This window comes from Streptomyces sp. CC224B, assembly GCF_030010595.1.
Taxonomy (GTDB): Bacteria; Actinomycetota; Actinomycetes; order Streptomycetales; family Streptomycetaceae; genus Streptomyces; species Streptomyces longispororuber.
Window position 1 is genome coordinate 95060 of record NZ_JASCXL010000005.1, and the last position, 20972, is coordinate 116031.

The window sequence follows — 20972 nt, forward strand, 5'->3', positions numbered from 1 at the left end:
TCTTTCCGTGGTGGGGGGCATGGTGAATACCTGGGGTGAGCCCTGGAGTTTGAGCCTCGCGAGGTCGCGGTCGGCGGGGGCTCTCACGCCACGTGGACCGTGCCGCGGCGTTCGTACTCGAGGACTTCCTCGGCGAACAGGGCCGCGTCGGCGCCGAAGAAGCGCTCGATGAGCCAGAGCCCCAGGTCGATGCCGGAGGTGACACCTCCGCAGGTGACGAGGTCGCCGTCGTCGACGACCCGGCCCGCGACCACGCGCCCGCCCTGCTCGCGCAGGTCGTCCAGGGCGATGTGGTGGGTGGTGCAGGGGCGACGGGCGGTGAGCCCGGCGGCGGACAGCAGCATGGTGCCCGTACACACGCCCGCCAGGACGAGGCCGTTCCTGCGGGCCGCCGCCAGCGCAGCGGGCAGGACGCCGCGCCGCACTTCGCGCTGGAGCGCCGAGCCGTCGCCGTACCCCGCGCCGGGGACGACGATCACGTCGGCCGCGCGGGGCGACCACGGGTCCCGGCAGACGATGTCGATCCCGGCGGAGGTCCGCACCCGGCGCGAGTCGTCCACGGTGACGAAGGACTGCGCGAGCCGTTCCTCGCCGACGATGCCGAACACCTCCACGTGACCGGCGAAGTCCTGCTCCTCAACGCCGTCGTAGAGCACGGTGTGCACCCGCAGGCGCCGTGGGCGACGGGGGCCACCGGGTCCGGCCGGGGGCGGCGGGGGAGTGGTACGGGACGGGGACGGCATGAAGGGGCCTCCGGGAGGACGACGGGGCGGCGCGTTTCCGACAGCCGGGGTCGGGCCCAGGCCGTGAGTCCCGGCTCCGCGCATGCCGCCCGGGCCACAAGGAGTGCGGACCGGGGCCGGAGCCGGGGCGCCGGGACGTCGTCAGTCTTGCCGCGACGGGCGTCCGACGGCACCGGCGCCCGTGCCGCGAAGGCGCAAGATACGGCCAAACCAACCGGGCGGGCCGTACACACGAGTCCGGGGACATCTGCTACTTGCGCACACGCGTTCACGCGTTCACGCGTGGAAGGCCGCCCGATAGGCGGAGGGCGTCGTACCCACCTGGCGGACGAAATGGTGGCGGAGGGTTTCGAGGGAGCCGAAGCCGGTGGCCTCCGCCACTCGCGTCAGCGGCAGCGGCGTCGTCTCCAGCAGCTCCCGGGCCCGCTGCACGCGCTGGGCGAGCAGCCAGCGCAACGGCGTGGTGCCCGTCTGGGCCCGGAAGTGGCGTGCCAGGCTGCGCCGGCTCATCATGGCGTGGGCGGCGATGTCGGCGAGGCTGAGGGGCTCGCCGAGCTTGTCCCGCATCCACCGCAGCGTGGGACCGAGGTCCGCCGAGTCGCACTCGGGTGTGCGGTACTCGATGAACTGCGCCTGGCCTCCCGTACGTTGGGGCGCCATCACGAGCATCCGCGCGACCCGGGCCGCGACGGCCGCGCCGTGGTCGACACGGACCATGTGCAGGCACAGATCGAGACCGGCGGCGATCCCGGCGGAGGTGAGCACCTGCCCGTCGTCGACGTAGAGCACCGAGGGGTCGACGCGGACGTCCGGATACCGTTCGGCCAGGGCGGCGGCGAAGTGCCAGTGCGTCGTCGCGGGCCGCCCCGCGAGGAGCCCGGCGTGCGCGAGGGCGAACGCGCCGGTGCAGATGGACGCGATCCGGGCCCCGCGGTCGGCCGCCTGCCGCAACACCCGTACGGCACGCGGGTGCGGGACGCGCTCGGAGGGCACCCCGGGGACGACGACGGTGTCCGCGGACCGCGCGTCCTCCATGCCGTACGGGGACGAGAGCTGGAACGGCGCCGAGGGCCCGGCCATGGCCGTCACGGACCGGTCGGCGCAGACACGCACGTCGTACGCCGGGGAACCGTCGGGGAGGTTCGCGAGAGCGAACACCTGGCAGGGGATGGTGAGATCGAAGGCCGACACCCCGTCGAGCGCGAGGACCGCGACTACATGCATGCCAACGGAGCCTAGACGCAGCTCCGTTCGCGTCCCCGGGAGGGGCTACCACGGCCACGGCGCCCCCGGGAAGTCGCCCGGAAGTGTTCGGGAAGTCCTCAGGGAGCCTCCGGCCGCTGCCGCCTCACGACCGCCCCGGCGCTCGCCGCACCCACGCAGGCCAGGGCCGCCCACTGCGTGGTCCGGAGGTGCTCGTCGAGGACCAGCATCCCCGCGAAGCCCGCGCTCGCCGGTTCGAGGGCGGCCAGCACGCCGACCGTCCGCGTCGGCAGGCGGCGCAGGGCTGCCAGCTCCAGTGAGTACGGGAGCACGGCCGACAGCACCGCCACCACCGCCCCGGCCGCCAGCACGTCCGGGGCGAACAGGCGTGTCCCGTGCCGCGCCACGCCCAGCGGCACGGTCAGTACCGCCGCCCAGGCCACCGCCAGGGCCAGGGTGCCTCCTCCGCCCCCGGCGGCCCCGGCTCTCTTGCTCAGGACCAGGTACGCGGCCATGCAGGCGCCGGAGGCCAGCGCGAGCAGGACGCCGCCGAGCGGGAAGCCGGCGCCCTGCGGGGAGTGGAACAGCCACACCCCGCCCCCGGCCAGGAGGGCGCACCCCGCCTCGCGGGCGCGACGCGCGGTCAGCAGCGCCAAGGTGATGGGACCGAGGAGCTGGAGGGCGCTGGCCAGGCCCAGTGGCAGCAGGACCATCGCGGGGTAGACCAGGTTCATGCCCGCGACGGCCGTACCGAAGCCGAGCACCAGGCCTACGTCCGTACGGCTGCGCGGCAGCGACGGGCGGTACAGGAGCAGCAGGACCACGGCGGCCGTTCCGAGGCGCAGGGCCACGACGCCCGACGCGCCGACCGCACCGGTGAGCTGTTTGCCCACGGCCTGCCCGAACTGGATGCTCAGCACGCTCCCCAGCAGCAACGCGGGAGCAGGAAGCTTTGTCATCACTCCAGGCTTGGCGCCGCGACCATCAACGTCCAGCGACGTCTAGTGCGGTCAACTGTTTAGGCTGGGCTGCATGATTGACCGTCGGCTGCACGTCCTGCGAACCCTCGCCGAGCACGGCACCGTGACCGCCGCCGCGGCCGCGCTGCATCTGACGCCCTCGGCCGTCTCGCAGCAGTTGCGGCTGCTCGCCCGGGACCTGGGTGTGGAACTGCTCCGGCCGGAGGGGCGGCGCGTACGGCTGACTCCGGCCGCGCACATCGCGCTGCGCCACGCCGACGTGTTGCGGCTGCAATGGGAGGCGGCCCGGGCGGAACTCGCCCAGCAGGGCTCGGGCCCACGGGGCGCACTGCGGCTGTGCGGGGTGTCCTCCGCGCTGGCCACGTTGGCGGCCCCGGCCGTGGCCCGGCTGCGGACGACGTACCCGCTGGTGGAGCCCCTGCTCGTCGAGGAGGAGAGCGGTGAGTGCTACCGCCTGCTGCTCGCCGAGGAGGCGGACGTGGCCCTGGTGCTCCCCGGCCCGGACGCGCCGCCCGCCACCGACCCCCGCTTCGAGCAGACGCCCTTGCTGACGGACCACCAGGACCTGCTGGTACCCGAGGGCCACTGGCTCGCCCGGCCCGGAGGGGTCCCGCTCGGCGCGGCGGCCGAGGAGGCGTGGATCGTCAAGACGCGCGACAACGACACCCACCCCCTGGTGCTCGCGGCGTGCGCGGCCGCCGGTTTCACGCCTCGTGTCGTGCACCAGGTCAAGGAGTGGTACGCGGTCTCCGCGCTCGTCGCCGAAGGCCTCGGGGTCTGCCTCGTCCCACGGATCGTGCCGCTGCCCCGGCACGCGGTGACGCGGGTCCCCGTGACCGGCGCGCCGGTCCCCGTGCGGCAGTTGCTGACCGCCGTACGCCGCGGCAGCGCCGAGCACCCTCTCGTCAGGGCCGGTCTCGAAGCGCTGAGGGAGGCGGCGTCGGGGCACGTCCTCGGCACGTGACAGCGGGGGTTCGTCTCCGGCGCGTGGTAGGGGAGGCGTGGGGCCGAGGCTGCGCCGCGGCGGCTTCGCGCGGGGGGCACGGGGGACGGGCCACCTGGGCGTACGACGTCACACGGGATACGACGTCACATGGGGTACGACAGGAGGCGTACCTCTCCGTCCGTCCATTCCGCGCCCTCGCGCAGCGGCGTCCACATGGTGCGCAGGGGCATGGCGACGGGCCCGTCGGGCTGCTCGACGTACACCTCGCGGTCGAGTGTCCGCCAGCCGAGGCGTTCGTACAGGGCGACGAGGGGCGGACGGCAGAAGAGCAGGGCGTGGTGCGGGCCCATCGTGCGGGCGTGGTCCAGGGCCGCCGCGACGACGGCCCGCGCGAGCCCGCGCCCGCGCACGTCCGGCGCGACCGCCACTCCGCCGACGCCCACGACCTCGGTCCTGGCGCCGCCGACCGCCAGGGGGATCCGGCACAACCCGGTGTGCGCCACCAGGCGGCCCTCCAGCCGGATGCCGAAGTGCTCCTCCTTGGGGAGCCACGTCAGGCCGGTGTCCGCGACGCCGAAGGGGTCGGGGCCGTCGCCGAGGATCTGCTCCTGGTGGGCGCGCGTGTACTCCGTGAGCCGTACGGCCGCTGCCGGGCCGGTCACATCGTCAGTCATCCCAGCATGATCCCCCGGGGCCGGGGAGCCGGGGGCACCGGGTCAGCGTTCGACCGGGATCAGCCCGCGCTCGTACGCCTTCACCAGGCGCTGCGGCACGAGGTGCGTGACACCGTCCACGGTGACGGGCACGAGCTGGGCCGTGCTGGCCTTCCACTGGGCACGGCGGTGGCGGGTGTTGCTGCGGGACATCTTCCGCTTGGGAACGGCCATGGTGATCCTCCGGGGTACGGGGCGGGTAGGACCCCCCGACCGTACATGAAAATGGCTTCCATTAGCAAAGGCCTGGCGCCGGCACGCCACGGGCCACTGCCTGGGCCGGGCTGGTGTGGATGCTGGGGTCGTTCTCGCCGTCCTGCTGTTCTTCGGCTTCCGAAGCTGTGACCGCCCTGGCCCGGGTGTTCGTCGAGCGTGCACAACAGGCCCAGGACGGCCGCGAACCCTCCGCCCGCGCGGTGTTCTGAGCACCCGGTGCACGAATCGCAAGGGCGGTGGCGCGGCGGCCTTCGCGGTCGGCGGGCAGTACCGCTGAGGGCGGTAGAACGCTCTTTCTAGGCGGGCCGCTGCCTTGAACCAGCGGACGCGCTCGGTGCTCGGCCCGGCGTCGGCTGCCCACGAGGTGGAGCAGTCCTGCCCGGCCACGCCACCCACGCCGTGTTTACCGTGCGGGCGGCCCTGTGCGGGTCCGTGGTGCTCGGCCTGGCGTGCTTATCGTTGTGTGGGTTGCAGCGCGCTCGCACGCTGAGGTGCGGAACCTGCCTGCGGAGCGCGATGTGAACGGGGGTGTCCCCCCTCAGGACTGTCGCGAGCACGTCGGCTACGTCGGCAGGCAGGCTCTCGTCCGACCGTGCATGCCCCATCGCCGATCGGCCAGCCAGGGTGTTCACGCTGCCAGCACCGGGACGGTGCCGACGCACGCGGACCACCAGGGGTGCAGTCCCTGTTGCCGGGCCGCGTCCACGATGGTGGGAAACCGCGGTCACGGCTCATCCCTGTTCCCCTTCACCAGGGGCGAAGGGGAACAGGGGCCGCGGGCAGGGGTCAGCAGCGGATCGAGGACGCGGTGTCGTTCTCGTTCGTCGGAAGGTTGACGCGGAAGCCGTTCCTCATGTCGTGCGAAGCTCCCTGGAAGTGTTCGTGTTCGAACCAGTAGCAGGTGACGCCGGAGTCGTTGGACCACGACGACATCTGGTCGTTCATACGGACGTTGTGGAGCGACCAGAGGTCATCCCCGCGTTCGAAGGCGACGCCGCCGCCCCGGAAGTTGCCGTCCTTGTAGATGCAGAGGCTGCGGGAGGGGCAGTTGGAGCCGGAAAAGTGTGTGACGGCGGACGGGCCCTTGGAGGGTTCGGCCGCGGCCGGGCCGGCGCTGAGGCCGGCGGTCATGAGCACGGCGGCCAATAAGGCGGTGCGGAACATGAGGACTCCAGTTCTTGGTGTCGGAGTGAGGTGTGCTGCGTCGACGTCAGGTGTGCTGTGTCGACGTCAGGTGTGCTGTGCTGAACGTGCCGAAGCGTGTTGTGGCGTGCTGGGGCGCTGGACGTTGCGGGCCTGCGGAACGGGCTCGCAGCAAGGGTCCTGCGGGAAGGTGGCTGGTGAGGCCCGGCCTTGCGGTACTCGCGTTCCACTTGGGCGCGTACAGCCGAAGGGTGTTCACGATGCGTCAGCAGCCGACGCCGGCTCAGTCGCAGACTCGCGGCGACTGCTGTGAGAACCGTCGCCGACACGGGCCGCTCTTACCGTTCTACAACCGACTCGTCCGACGTGGGGTGTCCGTACGCGCACGGGAACTGACCGAGTATGACCGGCCCCGCTCGCGATGGCTTGGTGCCCGACGTGTTCGAACGACGGCCGCGATCACGGCGCCGGTGCCCGCCCGGCTCGTCGGGCGGCCCGTTCTCCGTCCGTGCGGCGGGGTGAGGGCCGGGGGCCCTGTGGACACGCTCACTCGGTTGCTTGCACGGCGTGGCGGGACCGTGCGGTTGGCTGCCGGGGTGGCGGGCGGACGTACGCCCGCAGAGGCTGTGGTCGGTCGAGCGGTGGTCGGTCAGCAGGGGGCTGCCACGCCCGCCGGGTGTGACAGCCGTCGCTGGTTCAGTGGCGGGCCGGAGTGGAGATGCCGGTCCCGCCAGGGAGGTCGGCGCCGAACTGCGCGATGACCGCGTCCAGGTCGAGCGGTGCGAAGGCCGTGCGGGTCACCTCGTCGGTCCTGTCGGCGGGCACCAGCCAGCACACTTCGAACTGCAGGCCGTCCGGGTCGCCGGCGTACAGCGACTTGGTGGTGCCGTGGTCGATCTCGTGGACCGGCCCACCTGCCCGCAGCAGCTTGCCGCGGATCTGCTGGAGCTCGGCCAGGGTGTCCACCTCCCACGCCAGGTGCGCGAGCCCGGGACGGCGGCCCGGGCTCTGCGGGGAAACCGGGCCCTCGATCTGCATGAGGGCCAAGTCGTGGTCGTTGGTCGACCCTTCGGCTCGTAAGAACGCGGCCTCGGGCATCGTGCCGCCGTCGGCGTGGAGGCGGTGGTCGACGCGGAAGTTCAGCAGCTCGGTGTAGAAGGCGACGCTGCGTTCGACGTCGCGGACATGGAGCACGGCGTGGTTGAGACGCTGGACGGGCATGTCACTCCTCGCTTGGTTGCGAATAGTGCGTAGCCACACCATAGGGATGTGGTGACGGTCCTACAAAAGGCACATTGATGTGCGTAAAGCACACCACTGACCCCGACCGTGGCAGTGTCGCCGCCCCGCACCTGGGCGACCCCTGGCCCGCCGACGTCCCCGATCCACGCATGAGCTGGCCGGACAACGGGCGCCGGACCGCCGCGGACCCGCGGACCCCTGCTGTGCCGACGCTGAAGATGCCGCGGGTTGTGCGTGACTCCGAGGCCGAATACCGGGGCGGGTGCCGGCGCACAAGGCCGACGAAGAGAGGCGAGGGGCGGGGACCGACCCCTTCGAAGCGGAGACCCCGATGGTCAACCCGATCCCGACGTTCCTCTCACCCGCCCCCTGGCCAAGAACCCCGAGCGCGGCTTTGACTTGCTCGGACACAGCAACGGCAGTGAAGGGACACGGTTGTGCGCGCACGGGGCATCAACTACGACACAGGGTTCCTCCCAGGGGAAGAACTCTCCCGCAAGAGCTTCAGCATTGAGACGGTCCGGCACGACATGACGGTGATCTCCGGAGATCTTCACTGTGACGCCGTTCGTATCTCGGGACGAGAGCCTGAACGGTTGAGCATCGCTGCAAGACAAGCTGCAGAGGTCGGCCTTGAGGTCTGGTTCGCCCCCTTTCCCGTGGACCTTCCCCGCGACCAGTTGCTCCCGTTCTTCGCCGACTGCGCCGCTCGTGCCGAAGCCGTACGGGAGGTCGGCGCCGATGTGGTGTTCGTCGCCGGATGCGAGATCAGCGCGTTCTGCGGCGGTTTCATCCCGGGCGACACCTACGGTGACCGTATGCGGGCCATGGCAGCCGCCGACATGGAGTGGTGGTCCTCCCTCGGGCCGGTGCAAGAACGCCTCAACGACTTCCTCCCCCAGGTCGCCGCGACCGTCCGTACGGACTTCGGCGGGCAGGTCACCTACGCCTCGGCACCCTGGGAGTTCATTGACTGGGGTGCGTTCGACCTCGTCGGCATCGATGCCTACCGGGCCTCCTACAACGCCGACAGCTTCCGTGACGAGTTGCGTGGGCACCTCGCCCACGGCAAGCCCGTCGCGGTGACCGAGTACGGAACCTGTGCCTACCAGGGCGCGGGCGAACGTGGCGGCATGGCCTGGCAGGTGCCCCACGGCGCGGTCCCGGACGAAGACGAGCAGGCGCGCTACCTCACCGAATTGCTGGACATCTTCGAGGACGAAGGCGTGGACACCGCGCTCTGGTTCACCTTCGCCGGCTACAGCAGGCCCGGGGAGCAAGACCTCGGCTCCTACGGCGTCGTCCGGATGCTCGACGAGACGCGCTGGGAACCGAAGAAGGTGTTCCACACGATGGCCGCCAGATACCGACGCGGCTGACGTACCAAGACCTCCAGCCCTTGGCAGCAGCACCCGCTCTACAGCCCCCCATCACCGGCGGCTCAGCAGCCTGTCCTTCTTGGGTGACTAGGCGCGCGTCGTCGCGGGGCCACGAGACGTCCCATCTGCGTCCGAAGGGTGCGGGCCCGGGCGCCCCTGCCGGTGCCGGAAAGCCGTGCGTACGTGCGGTGCGTGAGTGGCAGGCCTTCTCGAAGGCGTCAGTCGGGGTGCACTCACCGGCTCGTTGTCGTTCTCCTGAGACCGGGCAAGCAAGACCCGGCCTCACGTGACCCCGGAGACGGCGCGTGCCGTTATGCTGCCGCCCCGTGGATGCAGTCGTGGTGGTGCGCGCGGGCTCGGGGCCGGAGGTCCTGCTCGTGCACGGGGGCGCCGGCCCGCGGACAACGTGGGGTGCCTTGTCCGTACTGGGCGACCGCTGGCGGCTGGCGTGCGTGCACCGACGCGGCTATCCGCCGAGCCCGGCGCCACGGAACGGTCAGGACTACGAGGTGGATGCCTTGGACCTGGCGCCGCTGCTGGTCGGCCGCCCGCACGTCGTCGCCCACTCCTATGGCGCTCTGGGAACGTTGGTCGCGGCTGCGGCCGCGCCGGGCAGCGTGCGCTCGCTCACTCTGATCGAGCCGCCCCTGGCCTTCTTCGTCCCGGACGATCCCGATGTGGCGCGGCTCGAGCACCTCGGCGATGCGGTCCTCACTCACGGAATGGACACGGACCCCGCCGAGCTGCGGGAGTTCCTGCGCCTCGCGGGCGCCGTCGTCGACGACGGCCCGCTCCCGGATGGTGTGGCCGTCGGCGTCCGCCGGGCGCACGGGGCCCGGCTGCCCGGCCAGGTGCGTCCACGGCTCGACCTCATCCGTCGAGCTCGCGTCCCGGTGCTCGTCGCATCGGGAGACCACGCAGTCGCACACGAGCGGATCTGCGACGCCCTCGTGGTCGCGCTCGACGGCGAGCGCGCCGTATACCCGGGCGCGGGACACTTCGTCGCAGCGGCACCGGGCTTCGCCGCCCGGCTCGACACCTTCCTCCGCGCGAGCGAGAACTGAGGGCCCCAAGGCGTACGCGGACTCGCAGTAGCCATGCTCACCGGGCACGGCGGTGAGGCAGTCGGCCACCCGAAGCGCACCGAACACACCGAGCAGCAGCCACGCCAGCTCAAGGCCGTCGGCGTGAGACTCCGTCAGCGCGGCCTTTTCCTCCTCACTGCTCTGCTCCTGCCAGACCAGTCCCACTAGTCGGCGGCCCGCAGGAGGATCTGCTCCGGGGCGAGCCGGGGATCTCGGCGATGCCCTTGAGATGCTTATCGATCGCGCGTCGCCGGCTGCTGGAGCCGCTTCCAGGTGTGAGCCTGGTTGGGTTCGGTGTGCCGCAGCACCACCTCCTGGCAGTTCTGGACCGCCTCGGAGACCAGCTGGTGCATCGCCCGCCGCAGCGGTTCGGGCATCTGGGGGCCGTCCATGGCCCGCACGCTGGAGGCGCTGCGCACCCGGCCACCGGAGTCGTGGCCCTTGCTCACCCGGACGGCCCTCCAGCGCGGGCAGCGACCCGTAGGTGCAGACCCCTTGACGCTGGTCAGCAGGGGGGCGGATCGTAGCCGTTCGCGGCACTGCCAGGCAGGCGGCCGGGTTCAGCAGGGACGTGACGCGCGGCAGGGGGTGATCGTGCCAGGTGCGTGGCGGCCCGCCGCCGACAGCGCCACCAGGAGCAGGCAGCTCGCCACGGCGAGGGCCGCCGTCGCCAGCAGGGTCTCCGAGGCCGTGAGGACACCGTGGTCGGTGAGGAGGGTGACGGCGTACGGGGCGAACATGCCCGTGTACGCGGCCGTCCAGAAGTACGAGGTCAGGCTGGCCAGGCGGTGTGGGGGCGCGGCCGCCGTGACCTGGGTGAGGCCGTGGGTGAGGGTGAAGCCATAGCCCGCGCCCAGGGTGGCTGCGGCGGTCATCGCCCATGGCTGGGAGTCGGCGTGCACCGCCCACGCGGCCAGCGACAGGCCCGTCGCGATGGCCAGGAGGCCCGTGATCGCCGAGGCGAGGTGGTGGTGGGCCGCCGCGCGGCGGGCCAGGGGCTGGACCAGGAGGCCGGTCCCTGGAACCACGGCGGTGGCTGCGCCTGCGTAGACGAGGTGGGCGTGGACCAGGGCGGGGAGGGTGACGAAGCCGATCGTCGGCGCGGCGAAGATCCAGGGAGCCAGGGGGAGGACCGTGCGGCCGAAGGTGAGGGGGCGCGCATTGATCTTCGCAGCGTCCGGCACCGGGGACGGTGCCCGCCCTTCCCCACGTTCCTGGCTTGGCTCGCGTGCGGGGAGCCCCACTCGCCCCGCGGGACGACTGCTCAAGGCCGGGGCGGGACGATTGTCCACAACGGCGACAGCGACAGGACGGGTTTCCGGTGCGGTGCGTGCCGCCAGCCAGGCTGCTGTGGCCAAGAGAACGTGTGGAACGTAAGCCGTGATCATGGGGTGGGGGGACCACTGGGCGATCAGCGCCGCCGTCAGTCCGCCGGAGGCGAAGCCCGCCGAGACGAAGAGGCCTGCCCGGCGGGAGGCCGTGGACGCGGGCGCACCCGACGGCACGTACGGCGGTGAGGACAGTTCCTTGATCCACGCGCTGCCCGCTGTCAGGAGTACGCCCGCACTCACGCCCGTGAGGAAGCGCCCTGGCAGCAGCAGCGCCGGGGCTGTCGCCCCCTGGATCAGGAGCAGCGTCGACAGCAGGTTCGCCGTGAGCGCGCTCAGCGCGATGCGGCGGCGGCCCCTGCGGTCCGCCAGTGGTCCGGCGATCAGCAGGCCGGGGACGAGGCCCACGACGTACACCGCGAACAGGCCCGTGACGTCGGACTCGGTGAGGCCCAGTTCGAAGCGGTAGGCGCCGAGGAGGGCCGAGAACTGGTTGGCGCTCCAGCCGGAGGCCAGCATCATCCAGGCGGCGCGTATGCCGTGCCGGGGAGCGGTGCCAGGCGTTGCGCCGATGGGTGTCAACGGTGGCTTTCGCGCAGGTGGGGAGGCGGGTGCTTCGGTACTCATGCCCTTAGTTCTAGGCGCCCCACCGGCCCTCGCGCCGTCGGCGTTCACCATTCCTGAAGGCCACAGAGGTGCCCCGCCGGAACCCGCTTACGCTGGCAGGCATGACCTCGTTCTCCCTCGACCTGCGACTCCTGTCGTCGTTCCTGGCCGTCGTGGAGGAGGGCCACTTCGGGCGGGCCGCCGCCCGGCTGTTCCTGTCGCCGCCCGCGGTGACCGCGCACGTGCAGCGCCTGGAGAACGACCTGGGCGTACTGCTGCTCCACCGCAACCCGGTCGCCCCGACCCCGGCCGGGGAGCGCCTGGCCGGGCACGCGCGCACACTGCTCGCGGCGTCCGCTGCGGCGCTGGACGACATGACGGAGCTGGTCCACGACACCCGACGGGCGCGCCCGCTGCGTGTCGGCATCATGGGCCACGGCTCGGCCGAGCTGACCCCGGCGGCCATCAACGCCTACCGCCGTGCCCGCCCCGAAGCCCCTGTCGACATCAGGAACTTGGACTTCACCGAGCACGCGTCCGCCCTGGTCGAGGACCGCGTCGACGTCGCCTTCGTCCGCCCCGCTCCGGACGACGACCGCGTCACCGCCGACCTCCTCACCACCGAGCAGCGCATCGTTGCCGTCCCCGCCCGCTCGGCGCTCGCCGACGCCCACGCCACCGGAGCCACCGTCGCGGACGTCGCCGATCTACCCTTCGTCCGTGTCCCCGGGCACACCCCGCGCCCCTTCACGCAGTACCTGTACTTCGACGACGCGGGCCGCCGCCGCGGGCCCGACTCCGCCGTCACCCCGCAGGAGGTACTGACCAGTGTCGTCACGGGCCGCGCCGCGGGCTCGGGCCTGAAGTCCTTCGCCCGCTACTACGCCTGGCCGGGCGTTGTCTTCGTGCCGGTCGTCGACGCCCCCTGGGAGAGCAGCTACCTCGCCGTCCGCGCGACCGACACCAACCCGGAGGTGCGGATCTTCCGCGCCCTGACGGTGGCGCTGGCGCGGGGGGCCGGGGGAGCGGGGCTGACGGTCCGCTGATGACGCCTGCCCATGGAGCGGATCGCCGACCGACCGTGGAAGGCCCTTAGCCTCGGAGCCCAGTCCGTCGTGCTGCCCCGCCGCTGGGTGGTCGAGCGCTTACTGTGGTGGAGCATGCGGCCCGGCGGCACTGCCGCGACCATGAACGGCTCCCGCGCGTGAGTGCATCGCTCATCACCTGGGCAACCAACACGCTCATGACCCGCCCGCCCGCCCGAACGACGAGCAGCAGCGGCGGGCCGTGCCCGGGTAGAAGGCCACCGGCTTGTTCTCCCGTCTGCGCCGCTGAGCCAGGCAGCATCGGGCGGGCGCGGGCCAAGGGCACCCTGGACAAGCCCACGTCGGCGGCGGCGAGGTGATGGGTACAAGTACCGGTATGGCACGGGAAGGCGTCCAGTTGGCTGGCCGTGTGGACCGGGCCCGGGAGGTCGTGGATGGTCCGCGGCTTCGGCTCGCAGTCGTACGCCGCCATCGTCCACGACCGCGTCACCGCCAACCCCGCGCGAGGCCGTGCTCCTGGTGGTCAGGGGACCGCGTCCGGCGGAACCTCCCCTACGCCTACGCCTACGCCTACGCCTACGCCTCGGGCACCGGCGTATGGGGTCTCGCGGGCGCGGTGGAAGCATGCCGGTTCAGCGGAGCGGTGGCGTTTCGCTGTCGCCGGCGGTCAGGGCCACATGACCGCGCACGTGCAGGTCAGTCCGCATCATCGGTGCGGAGCGCCAGGTCGAGGAGGCCGGGGAAGCGGGCGTTGAACTCCTCGCGGCGCAGCCGGTTGAGCCTCTTGGGGCCCTGGTCGCGTTGTTCGACGAGTCCGGCGTCGCGCAGGACCGAGAAGTGGTGGCTCTTCGCGGCTCGGCCGACCGGCACGTCGAAGTTGCTGCAGCTGAGCGTCCAGTCAGGGTGGCTCGCCAGATCGCGTACCAACTGGATGCGCACGGGGTCGGCGAGCGCGGACAGGGCCGTCAGCAGTGGCACGTCGTCGGGGTGGGTGTGCACCGGCGACTGACGGTGGCTTCTGCTCTCTGTGCGGTCCGTCACGACTCAGCCTCCCGCGCCCAGTGTTCGACGCCCATCATACAGTGCTAGTGTTCGCTTCCCGTCGAACACTAGCGGAAGGGTGCTGCGTATGCGTGCGGTCGAGTTCCAGGAACACGGCGGCCCTGAGGTGCTGCACATCGTGGAGGCTCCGGTGCCTGAGCCAGGTCCTGGTCAGGTCACTGTCGATGTGGTCTGGGCCGGGGTGAACTTCGCGGACGTCAAGGCGCGGGCGGAGGGTTACCGGGTGCCTGCGCTGCCCTACCGTCCCGGCCTGGAGGTGTCCGGGCGCATCCGGGCGGTCGGTGAGGGCGTCGAGAGGCTGCGGACGGGACAGGAGGTCGCCGCTCTCGTCGGTGGCGGCGGCTATGCCGACGTGGTCCTCGCCGAAGCCGCGACGGTGTTCGCGCTGCCCGGCGGGATGGACTTGCGGACCGCGGCCACGCTCCCCGTCGTGCTGCCGACCGCGCACGCCCTGATCCACGAGGTGGGACGGCTGCGCGCCGGGGAGAGCGTGCTGGTGCACGGCGCGGCCGGGGGCATCGGCACGGTGGCGGGACAGTTGGCCCGGGCGGCGGGCGCCGGTGCCGTGTACGGGGTGGCCTCCACCGACGCCAAGGCCGAGTACGCCTTGGCACACGGCTACGATGAAGTGTTCTCTCCCGCCGCCTTCGACAGGGACGTCCGCCGGGCAACCGACGGCAAGGGCGTCGACCTGGTCCTCGACCCGGTGGGCGGCGACACGCTGCGCCGTGGCCTTGAGGCACTGTCCGTCTTCGGACGCATGGTGTCCTTCGGCAACGCCGGCGGGGCCGAACCCTGGCAGGCCGGCCAGGGCGAGCTGTATCCGCAGGGACGCTCCATCGGGGGCTTCTCCGTACTCGCGCTCGCCCAGTCGGCGCCCGACGCCCTGCACGCACTGACCGAGCGCGCTGTGCGCGCCGTCGCCGACGGAAGGGTCACCCTGCCCGTCACCGCCGAATTCGACTTGGCCGACGCGGCAGGCGCACACCGCCTCGTCGGCGGGCGTGACTCCACCGGCAAGCTCCTGCTGCGCGTCGCCGCCTGAACTCACGCCGTCGCAGACCGGACGGCCGCCAGAAGCGACAACTCGGGACGTATGCACCGCCCTCGCCTCAAGGACACGGACATTCCCATGCAGTACTCCAGCCCGGCCCGGAGCGTTTCCGCCCTGGCGGAAAGGGCGCCCGCCCCTCTGCTCGTGATGGCCGGTGTCAGCGGCATTCAGTTCGGCGCGGCCCTCGCCCCGCTCGCGTATCCCCAGGCAGGCGCCGCCGGGGTGGTCTTCCTGCGTCTGCTGATCGCCGGCGTGCTGTTGTGCCTGCTGTGGCGCCCCGGCCGTCACACTCTTACGGAGACGAAGGGATCCTGGAAGACGGTGCTCGCCGCCGGGACCCTCCTCGCCGGCCACCACATCGCCTTCTTCGAAGCCGTCGACCACATCCCGCTCGGGATCGTCGCCACGATCGAGTTCCTCGGCCCCTTCACCATCGCCCTGCTCGGCTCACGCCGGCTGATCGACCTGCTGCCGGCGTTCCTGGCGGCAGGCGGCGTCATCATGCTCAGCGGCACGGGCACCGGCCCCCTTCCCCCGGCCGGCCTCGCGCTGGCGGCCGCAGCAGCATGCTGCTGGGCCGGATACATCCTCGCCTCCTCCCGCATGGCCACCCGACTCGGCGGCGGCCAGGGCCTGGCCGTGGCCATCAGCTGGGCAGCCCTGCTCAGCGCCCCCTACGGCATCGCCCACGCCGGCAGCGGCCTGCTCGACCCGAAAGTCCTGGGCATCGCGGCCATCGTGGCCGTCGCCTCCAGCGTGCTGCCCTACACCCTCAACCTGGAGGCCCTGCGCCGTATCCCGCCCCGCGTCTTCAGCGTTCTCACCAGCCTGGAGCCCGCCGCAGGCGCCCTGTTCGGCCTGCTCATCCTCGGACAGCGTCTCGGCACGACCCAGTGGCTCGGCATCGCCGCAGTCGCCGGCGCCTCCACCCTCGCGAGCCTTATGGGAACCCGAGGACGCAAGACCTCACAGGTCCACGCAGCACAGACCCGTACTCCCGACCAGGACACAGCTCCACCGAACCAGGCACCTCCGCAGCCGCTCGACACATCAGCCACCTGAAGCGGCGTTCCTGTCCTTAACCAACCTGTCGTGCCCACTCGCTCGAGACCGGTCAGGAGTGCCGTGACGGTCGTCCTGGCCGAACGAATGACGCTTCATGGCGGGCGGGGTGAGCTCGTGTCAGTGTGTCGGTCCACTCCGCCGTGCCCCGGTCGTGTCTTGGACCGGCCGGCTTGCCCGAGTCGGGGCGATGCTCGGTGATTCAGCGAGCGGCGAGCAGGCCCGAGGCGGCGGTGACGGCGTTGGGTGCCCCCTCTGACCGCGCCACCGACCGCGCCGCTATGTCCAGCCTCACCCTGCCGCTGGACGACGCCCCCACCCGCGCCCTCGTCCTCATCGCCGGAGGGAACGAGTGGTGGGCCGCCTCCAAGGAGCCGCTGTGCCCGAACCGCCGCGCGGGCCGGTCCCGCCGATAGCTGCCCGGACCGCACCAGGGGCAGGCGATCTCAGGCCGGATTACTGCCTTCATGGCCTGACCCTCAGTTCCCGGTGTTCGTTCGTGACGTCACTATGGGCCAGTGCGGAAGGCCGTACAAAAGGCACATCGGTGTGCGCGACGGAGAGGAACGGGCGTCATGCGGGACAGCGCGGACATCGGGCAGGGCGGCGCGTGCATCGGGATGGCGGCTTCGGCCGGGCCGTGCGCGGGCATCCCCGTCGAGCACATGGACTTCATCCGCCAGGTGCTCGACCGGGTGGGCGACAAGTGGAGCATGTTAATCATCGCCGTTCTGGAAGGCGGCCCGATGCGCTACAAGGACGTGCAGCGCCAGATCCCGGGCATCTCCCCACGCATGCTGACCCGCACCCTTCACCAACTCGCGGAGGACGGGTTGATCAGCCGTACCGCCTACGCCGAGGTGCCACCACGCGTCGAGTACGCGCTCGCCCCGCTCGGCAGCGGCCTGCACGACATCGTCAGGGAGCTGATCCGTTGGGCGGCCGACCACCACGACGAGCTGCGCGCCAACCGTTCCCGCGCCGGCACCCCCACCGCCTTCTCCTCATGAGGGCTGTGTCGTGTTCGAGTGGGCACGTGGGTTCCTCGAACGGGAGAGTGTGGTTATGTCCGTCCGGCCGTATCGGGAGTGGGAGTTCGGGTCAGCGCGTCGGATTCGGGTTCCCTGTCGGCCGTCCAGCAGGCGCTGCCGGGCCCGGCGAAGGCCCGGCCCTCCGGACTCGCGGAGGCGCGGCGGCTCGCCCGCCGTGCGCTCGCCCGAGTGCCGCCGCGACGACCCGCTGACCGCACCGCATCCGGCCCCCCGTTGACCCTCACGTCGCGTCAGGCCGCAGGCTGGTCGTCGACGAAAGGGCAAGCGCCATGAGTTACACCGTCGGGCAGGTGGCCGGGTTCGCCGGGGTCACGGTCCGTACCCTGCACCACTACGACCGCGCCGGGCTGCTCACCCCGAGCGAGCGCAGCCCCGGCGGCTACCGGCTCTACAGCGACGCCGACCTGGCACGCCTCCGGCAGATCCTGTTCTACCGGGAGCTGGGCTTCGCGCTCGACGAGATCGCCGAGATCCTCGCGGACCCGGAGGCCGACGCCCTGGACCGGCTGCGGGCCCGGCGCGCGGCCCTGCGGGCGCGGATCGCCGAGCTGGAGCGGCTCGTGGAGGTCACCGAGCGGGCGATGGAGGTGCAGCGGACCGGCGTACGGTTCAGCCCGCGCGAGCGGTTCGAGGTGTTCGGCGACCTCGCCTTCGACCTCAGCTACGCCACCGAGGCCGGACTCAAGTGGCAGGGGAGCGCCGCGCACCGGCAGGCCATGGCCCGCGCCGCCGAGCACACCAAGGAGGACTGGGCCCGCATCATGGCCGAGGCCGCGGCCTGGCGCGAGGAGGTGCTCGCGGCCTTCGACGCCGGCGAGCCCGCCGACGGGCCGACGGCCATGGCCCTCGCCGAACGGCACCGGGCCCACATCGAGCGCTGGTTCACCGACTGCCCGCCCGACACGCACCTGCGCGTCGCCGCCGACTTCGTGGCCGACCCGCGGGCGTTCGCCCTGCTCGTACCGGTGCCGCAGCAGCGGCCCGGACTCGCCGCGTACCTGGCGGACGCCGTGCGCGCGAACGCCGCCGCGCACGGCGTCCACGAGCCGAAGTCTCACCCTGGACCTGAGGTTGAGGGTGGTGCCCCGACGGGCTCCTCGGACCCCGTAGCGCCCCGTTCCCGGGCGCGTACCCCTCCTGCCGGGGCGCATACCCGGGCGCGTACCCCCAGGACCGATACCGAGGAAACCCGTCCCGCATCCCGAGGACACCGATGAAGATCCTGATCACCACGGCCGGCTCGTACGGTGATGTCGCCCCGTACACGGGCCTCGGCGCCCGCCTGCGCGCGGCGGGCCATGACGTCACGCTCGCCGCCCACGACACGTTCGCCCCGCTCGTACGCGGTTCCGGCCTCCGGTTCCGCGCCCTGCCCGGCGACCCCGGCCGCAGGGGGCCGGCGGCGGCCGACGGGCGCAAGGAGCTGATGCGTACCGCGACCGCGTTCGTACGGGAGCTCGGCGCCGGGCTCGTCGGCGTGGCCGAGGAAGAAGCGGCCGAGGGAGGGGTCGACGCGCTCGTCCTGTCCGCCACCACGGCGCCCCTCGGGTGGCAGCTCGCGGAGGCCATGGACGTACCGGCGCTCGGCGCCTACCTCCAGCCCGCCCACCCCACCCGGGCCTTCGCCCCCGTGGTGAGCGGCGCGCGCTCCCTCGGCGGCTGGGGCAACCGGACGGCGGGCCGCTTCTCCCTGCGGATGGTCGACCGGGTCTACGCCGACGCGGTCCGGGACCTGCGGTCCCGGTTCGACCTGCCCGCCGCCACCTCGGCCGCCGTTCGCGCCCGCCGGGAACGAGCCCACTGGCCCGTCCTGTACGGCTTCTCCGCGGCCGTCGTGGCCCGTCCCGCCGACTGGCGCCCCGGGCTCGACGTCGTGGGCAACTGGTGGCCGCACCAGGCCCCCGACGCGCGGCTTCCCGCGGCCGTCGAGGAGTTCCTGGCCGACGGCCCGCCTCCCGTGTTCATCGGCTTCGGCAGCATGGCGACGGGTGAGGGGGAGCGGCTGGGTCAGCTCGCCGTGGCGGCCCTGCGCCGGGCCGGGCTCCGGGGCGTCCTGCAGTCGGGCCGGGCCGGGCTGCGGGCCACAGGGGACGGTGTCCTGACGATCGGTGAGGTGCCGCACGCCCTGCTGTTTCCCCGGCTGGCGGCCGTGGTGCACCACGCGGGCGCGGGGACCACGGCGGCGGCGTTGCGCGCCGGGGTCCCGGCCGTCCCCGTGCCCGTCACCGCCGACCAGCCCTTTTGGGCGGCGCGGCTGACCGCGGTCGGCGCCGCGCCCGGCCCCGTCCCGTTCCGGAGGCTCACCGTGGACAGCCTCGCCGACGCGCTCACCCGCGCGGTCCGTGATCCCGCGTACGCGTCCGCCGCCCAGGCCGTCGCCCGCGCGATGGCCACGGAGGACGCGGCCGGGCAGACCCTCAAGGCCGTGGAGGGGCTGGCGCGGAGGTGAGGCGACGGCGGGACGGGGGCTCGTCATGGCGGGTGGCGGAGGGCGGGTGGCCGACGGCGGACCAGGGGTGCGGAGGGCGGACCGGAGCCCCGGTCCCGCTCCCGCCCCGGCACATCACCGCCGCGGCTCCGGTCGCCCCTCCGGTGGCACCTCCTCGCCCTGCGGGACCGGCCCCGGTGCCGTCCCCTCGCCGAACGGGCGTCCGCCCAACTGCTCGCGGTGGTGAGGGGCCAGCCAGCCGGAGAGGTCCGGCCCGAGTGGTACGACGGCTGCGGGGTTGATGCCGGTGTGCACCTGGTAGTAGTGCCGCTTGATGTGGTCGAAGTCGACCGTGTCGCCGAAGCCCGGCGTCTGGAACAGGTCCCGCGCGTACGCCCACAGCACCGGGTCCTCGGACAGCTTCCGCACGTTGCACTTGAAGTGGCCGTGGTAGACGGCGTCGAAGCGCACCAGGGTCGTGAACAGCCGGATGTCGGCCTCGGTGATCGTGTCGCCGACGAGGTAGCGGCGGCGCTCGAGCCGCGCCGAGGTCTCCTCCAGGCGCCGGAACACGTCCCGGCACGCGGACTCGTACTCGCTCTGCCCGGCGGCGAACCCCGCGCGGTAGACGCCGTTGTTGACGTCGCGGTAGATGCCGTCCATGACGGTGTCGATCTCGTCGCGCAGCGGCTCGGGGTACAGGTCGGGCGCACCCGGCCGGTGCAGGGAGGTCCACTCCGTGGCCAGGTCGAGCGTGAGCTGCTGGTAGTCGTTCGTGACGAGCTTGCCGCTGTGCGTGTCCACGAGGGCGGGCACGCTCACCCCGCCCGGGTAGCCGGTCTCGCGGGCGTCGTACGCCTCGCTCAGGTAGCGGATGCCGAGGACCGGGTCGCGGTCGTCCGGGTCGAGGGTGAAGCGCCAGCTGCGGTCGTCCTGGATCGGGTCCGTGACCGCCAGCGAGATCGCGTCCTCCAGGCCGAGCAGCCGGCGGGAGATCACCGCGCGGCTCGCCCAGGGGCAGGCGCGGCTGACCACCAGGCGGTAGCGGCCCGCCTCCACCGGCCAGCCGTCCCGGGCGTCGGCCGTGACGCGGTCCGCGAAGTGGCTCTTGGAGCGTTTGAACGGCTTCCTGCCGTACGCGGCGTTGCTCCTCGCCGTGCCCTCGCCGCTCTTCGCCGTGTCCCCGTCGCCCTTCACTGTGCCCTCGTCGCCGAGCACCGCGTCGCCGTCTCCCTGCACCACGTCCCCGTCGCCCTGCACCGCGTCCTCGTCGCCCTTCACCATGTCTCCGTCGTCCCTCGCCGGGTCCCCGTCGTCCGTCCCCGTGCCCCGGGCTCCCGCCGCCCCGGCACCCGCGTCCTCGGCGGCGCTCACCGCAGGCGCTCCGTGCGCGGGGCGGGCAGCGGCGAGAGGTCGTAGAGGCGGTCGAGCAGCGCCGCCTCGTTGCCCGCGAGACCCGCCTTGCGCAGGGCCTCGTCGGCCTCCGCGATCGGGCCGGCGAGCAGCAGGGCGGCGCCCGGCGCGGGGTCGGCCAGCGCGGCGCGCGCGGTGTGCAGCAGTCGCAAGCAGGCCTGCGCGGCGGCCAGTTCGGGATACGTCGTGCCGGTCATGTCGCGTGGCTCCTCAACCCGTGAGTTCAGTATGTGACGGTGCAACCCCCACTCTTGCGCACGGGTCTGACAAT

General features: G+C 72.5%; 21 protein-coding genes and 2 pseudogenes. 11 read left to right on the forward strand and 12 right to left on the reverse strand.

The genetic code is table 11. The annotated features are described in order from the left end of the window. Positions 1-83: 83 nt before the first annotated feature. From QK440_RS03765 to QK440_RS03775, 3 genes are all read right to left on the reverse strand, one after another. Complete coding sequence (locus QK440_RS03765; RefSeq protein WP_282791480.1) at positions 84-665, reverse strand: DJ-1/PfpI family protein; 582 nt, start codon at positions 663-665, stop codon at positions 84-86. 354 nt (positions 666-1019) lie between these two features. Further along, on the reverse strand, positions 1020-1967 hold the full coding sequence (locus QK440_RS03770; protein WP_282791481.1) for a helix-turn-helix domain-containing protein: 948 nt from the start codon (positions 1965-1967) through the stop codon (positions 1020-1022). Between the two features lie 98 nt (positions 1968-2065). Next, the gene (locus tag QK440_RS03775; RefSeq protein ID WP_282791482.1) at positions 2066-2905 is read right to left on the reverse strand and encodes an EamA family transporter; all 840 of its coding nucleotides are present in this window, start codon (positions 2903-2905) and stop codon (positions 2066-2068) included. A gap of 73 nt (positions 2906-2978) precedes the next feature. Here QK440_RS03775 and QK440_RS03780 point away from each other — a divergent pair, with 73 nt between their 5' ends. Then, a complete protein-coding gene (locus QK440_RS03780) occupies positions 2979-3890 on the forward strand; it encodes a LysR family transcriptional regulator (RefSeq protein WP_282791483.1) in 912 nt (303 codons plus the stop codon). A gap of 125 nt (positions 3891-4015) precedes the next feature. On the opposite strand, the gene QK440_RS03785 is transcribed toward QK440_RS03780, so the two are convergent. The 4 genes from QK440_RS03785 to QK440_RS03800 all read right to left on the reverse strand — a co-directional run bounded on the left by QK440_RS03785 (position 4016) and on the right by QK440_RS03800 (position 7165). Beyond that, positions 4016-4546, reverse strand: coding sequence for a GNAT family N-acetyltransferase (locus QK440_RS03785; RefSeq protein ID WP_282791484.1), 531 nt, complete (start codon positions 4544-4546; stop codon positions 4016-4018). Between the two features lie 42 nt (positions 4547-4588). After that, positions 4589-4759, reverse strand: a complete 171-nt coding sequence (gene rpmF / locus QK440_RS03790; RefSeq protein WP_282791485.1) for a 50S ribosomal protein L32 — start codon at positions 4757-4759, stop codon at positions 4589-4591. 828 nt (positions 4760-5587) lie between these two features. Continuing rightward, positions 5588-5965: a peptidase inhibitor family I36 protein gene (locus tag QK440_RS03795; RefSeq protein ID WP_282791486.1), complete on the reverse strand. Its 378-nt coding sequence runs from the start codon at positions 5963-5965 to the stop codon at positions 5588-5590. 675 nt (positions 5966-6640) lie between these two features. Beyond that, positions 6641-7165: a VOC family protein gene (locus QK440_RS03800; protein WP_282791487.1), complete on the reverse strand. Its 525-nt coding sequence runs from the start codon at positions 7163-7165 to the stop codon at positions 6641-6643. A 617-nt stretch (positions 7166-7782) separates the two neighbouring features. Here QK440_RS03800 and QK440_RS03805 point away from each other — a divergent pair. Next, positions 7783-8565, forward strand: coding sequence for a hypothetical protein (locus tag QK440_RS03805; protein WP_282791488.1), 783 nt, complete (start codon positions 7783-7785; stop codon positions 8563-8565). A 326-nt stretch (positions 8566-8891) separates the two neighbouring features. Next, complete coding sequence (locus QK440_RS03810; RefSeq protein WP_282791489.1) at positions 8892-9629, forward strand: alpha/beta fold hydrolase; 738 nt, start codon at positions 8892-8894, stop codon at positions 9627-9629. 254 nt (positions 9630-9883) lie between these two features. Here QK440_RS03810 and QK440_RS03815 read toward each other — a convergent pair whose 3' ends face one another. Together QK440_RS03815 and QK440_RS03820 are read right to left on the reverse strand one after the other, a co-directional pair. After that, a complete protein-coding gene (locus tag QK440_RS03815) occupies positions 9884-10099 on the reverse strand; it encodes a hypothetical protein (protein WP_282791490.1) in 216 nt (71 codons plus the stop codon). Between the two features lie 111 nt (positions 10100-10210). Beyond that, entirely contained in the window at positions 10211-11500 is a 1290-nt protein-coding gene (locus tag QK440_RS03820; RefSeq protein WP_282791491.1) for an MFS transporter, read from the reverse strand. A 206-nt stretch (positions 11501-11706) separates the two neighbouring features. On the opposite strand from QK440_RS03820, the gene QK440_RS03825 reads away from it, so the two are divergent. Then, on the forward strand, positions 11707-12630 hold the full coding sequence (locus tag QK440_RS03825) for a LysR family transcriptional regulator (protein WP_282791492.1): 924 nt from the start codon (positions 11707-11709) through the stop codon (positions 12628-12630). A 66-nt stretch (positions 12631-12696) separates the two neighbouring features. Beyond that, a pseudogene (locus QK440_RS03830) lies at positions 12697-12836 on the forward strand (IS5/IS1182 family transposase); the annotation flags it as partial. A gap of 490 nt (positions 12837-13326) precedes the next feature. Here QK440_RS03830 and QK440_RS03835 read toward each other — a convergent pair. Next, positions 13327-13671 (reverse strand): helix-turn-helix transcriptional regulator, encoded by a 345-nt coding sequence (locus QK440_RS03835; protein WP_282791493.1) that lies wholly within the window; start codon positions 13669-13671, stop codon positions 13327-13329. Between the two features lie 88 nt (positions 13672-13759). Between QK440_RS03835 and QK440_RS03840 the strand changes: the two genes are divergently transcribed. The 6 genes and pseudogenes from QK440_RS03840 (at position 13760) to QK440_RS03865 (ending at position 19309) form a co-directional block, all read left to right on the forward strand. Further along, positions 13760-14737, forward strand: a complete 978-nt coding sequence (locus QK440_RS03840) for a zinc-binding dehydrogenase (RefSeq protein WP_282791494.1) — start codon at positions 13760-13762, stop codon at positions 14735-14737. Between the two features lie 87 nt (positions 14738-14824). After that, the gene (locus tag QK440_RS03845) at positions 14825-15808 is read left to right on the forward strand and encodes an EamA family transporter (protein ID WP_282791495.1); all 984 of its coding nucleotides are present in this window, start codon (positions 14825-14827) and stop codon (positions 15806-15808) included. Between the two features lie 281 nt (positions 15809-16089). Further along, entirely contained in the window at positions 16090-16224 is a 135-nt protein-coding gene (locus QK440_RS03850) for a hypothetical protein (RefSeq protein WP_282791496.1), read from the forward strand. A gap of 159 nt (positions 16225-16383) precedes the next feature. Further along, positions 16384-16818, forward strand: coding sequence for a helix-turn-helix domain-containing protein (locus QK440_RS03855; RefSeq protein WP_282791497.1), 435 nt, complete (start codon positions 16384-16386; stop codon positions 16816-16818). Positions 16819-17129: 311 nt separating this feature from the next. Beyond that, a pseudogene (locus QK440_RS03860) lies at positions 17130-17894 on the forward strand (MerR family transcriptional regulator); the annotation flags it as partial. Between the two features lie 179 nt (positions 17895-18073). Continuing rightward, positions 18074-19309 (forward strand): glycosyltransferase, encoded by a 1236-nt coding sequence (locus tag QK440_RS03865; RefSeq protein WP_282791498.1) that lies wholly within the window; start codon positions 18074-18076, stop codon positions 19307-19309. Between the two features lie 114 nt (positions 19310-19423). On the opposite strand, the gene QK440_RS03870 is transcribed toward QK440_RS03865, so the two are convergent. Next, a complete protein-coding gene (locus QK440_RS03870) occupies positions 19424-20662 on the reverse strand; it encodes a glutathione S-transferase C-terminal domain-containing protein (RefSeq protein WP_282791499.1) in 1239 nt (412 codons plus the stop codon). Then, positions 20659-20898 carry a hypothetical protein gene (locus tag QK440_RS03875; RefSeq protein ID WP_282791500.1) on the reverse strand — a complete coding sequence of 80 codons (240 nt, stop codon included), beginning with the start codon at positions 20896-20898 and terminating at the stop codon, positions 20659-20661. The genes QK440_RS03870 and QK440_RS03875 overlap by 4 nt, the downstream gene beginning before the upstream one ends. Between the last annotated feature and the right edge of the window lie 74 nt (positions 20899-20972).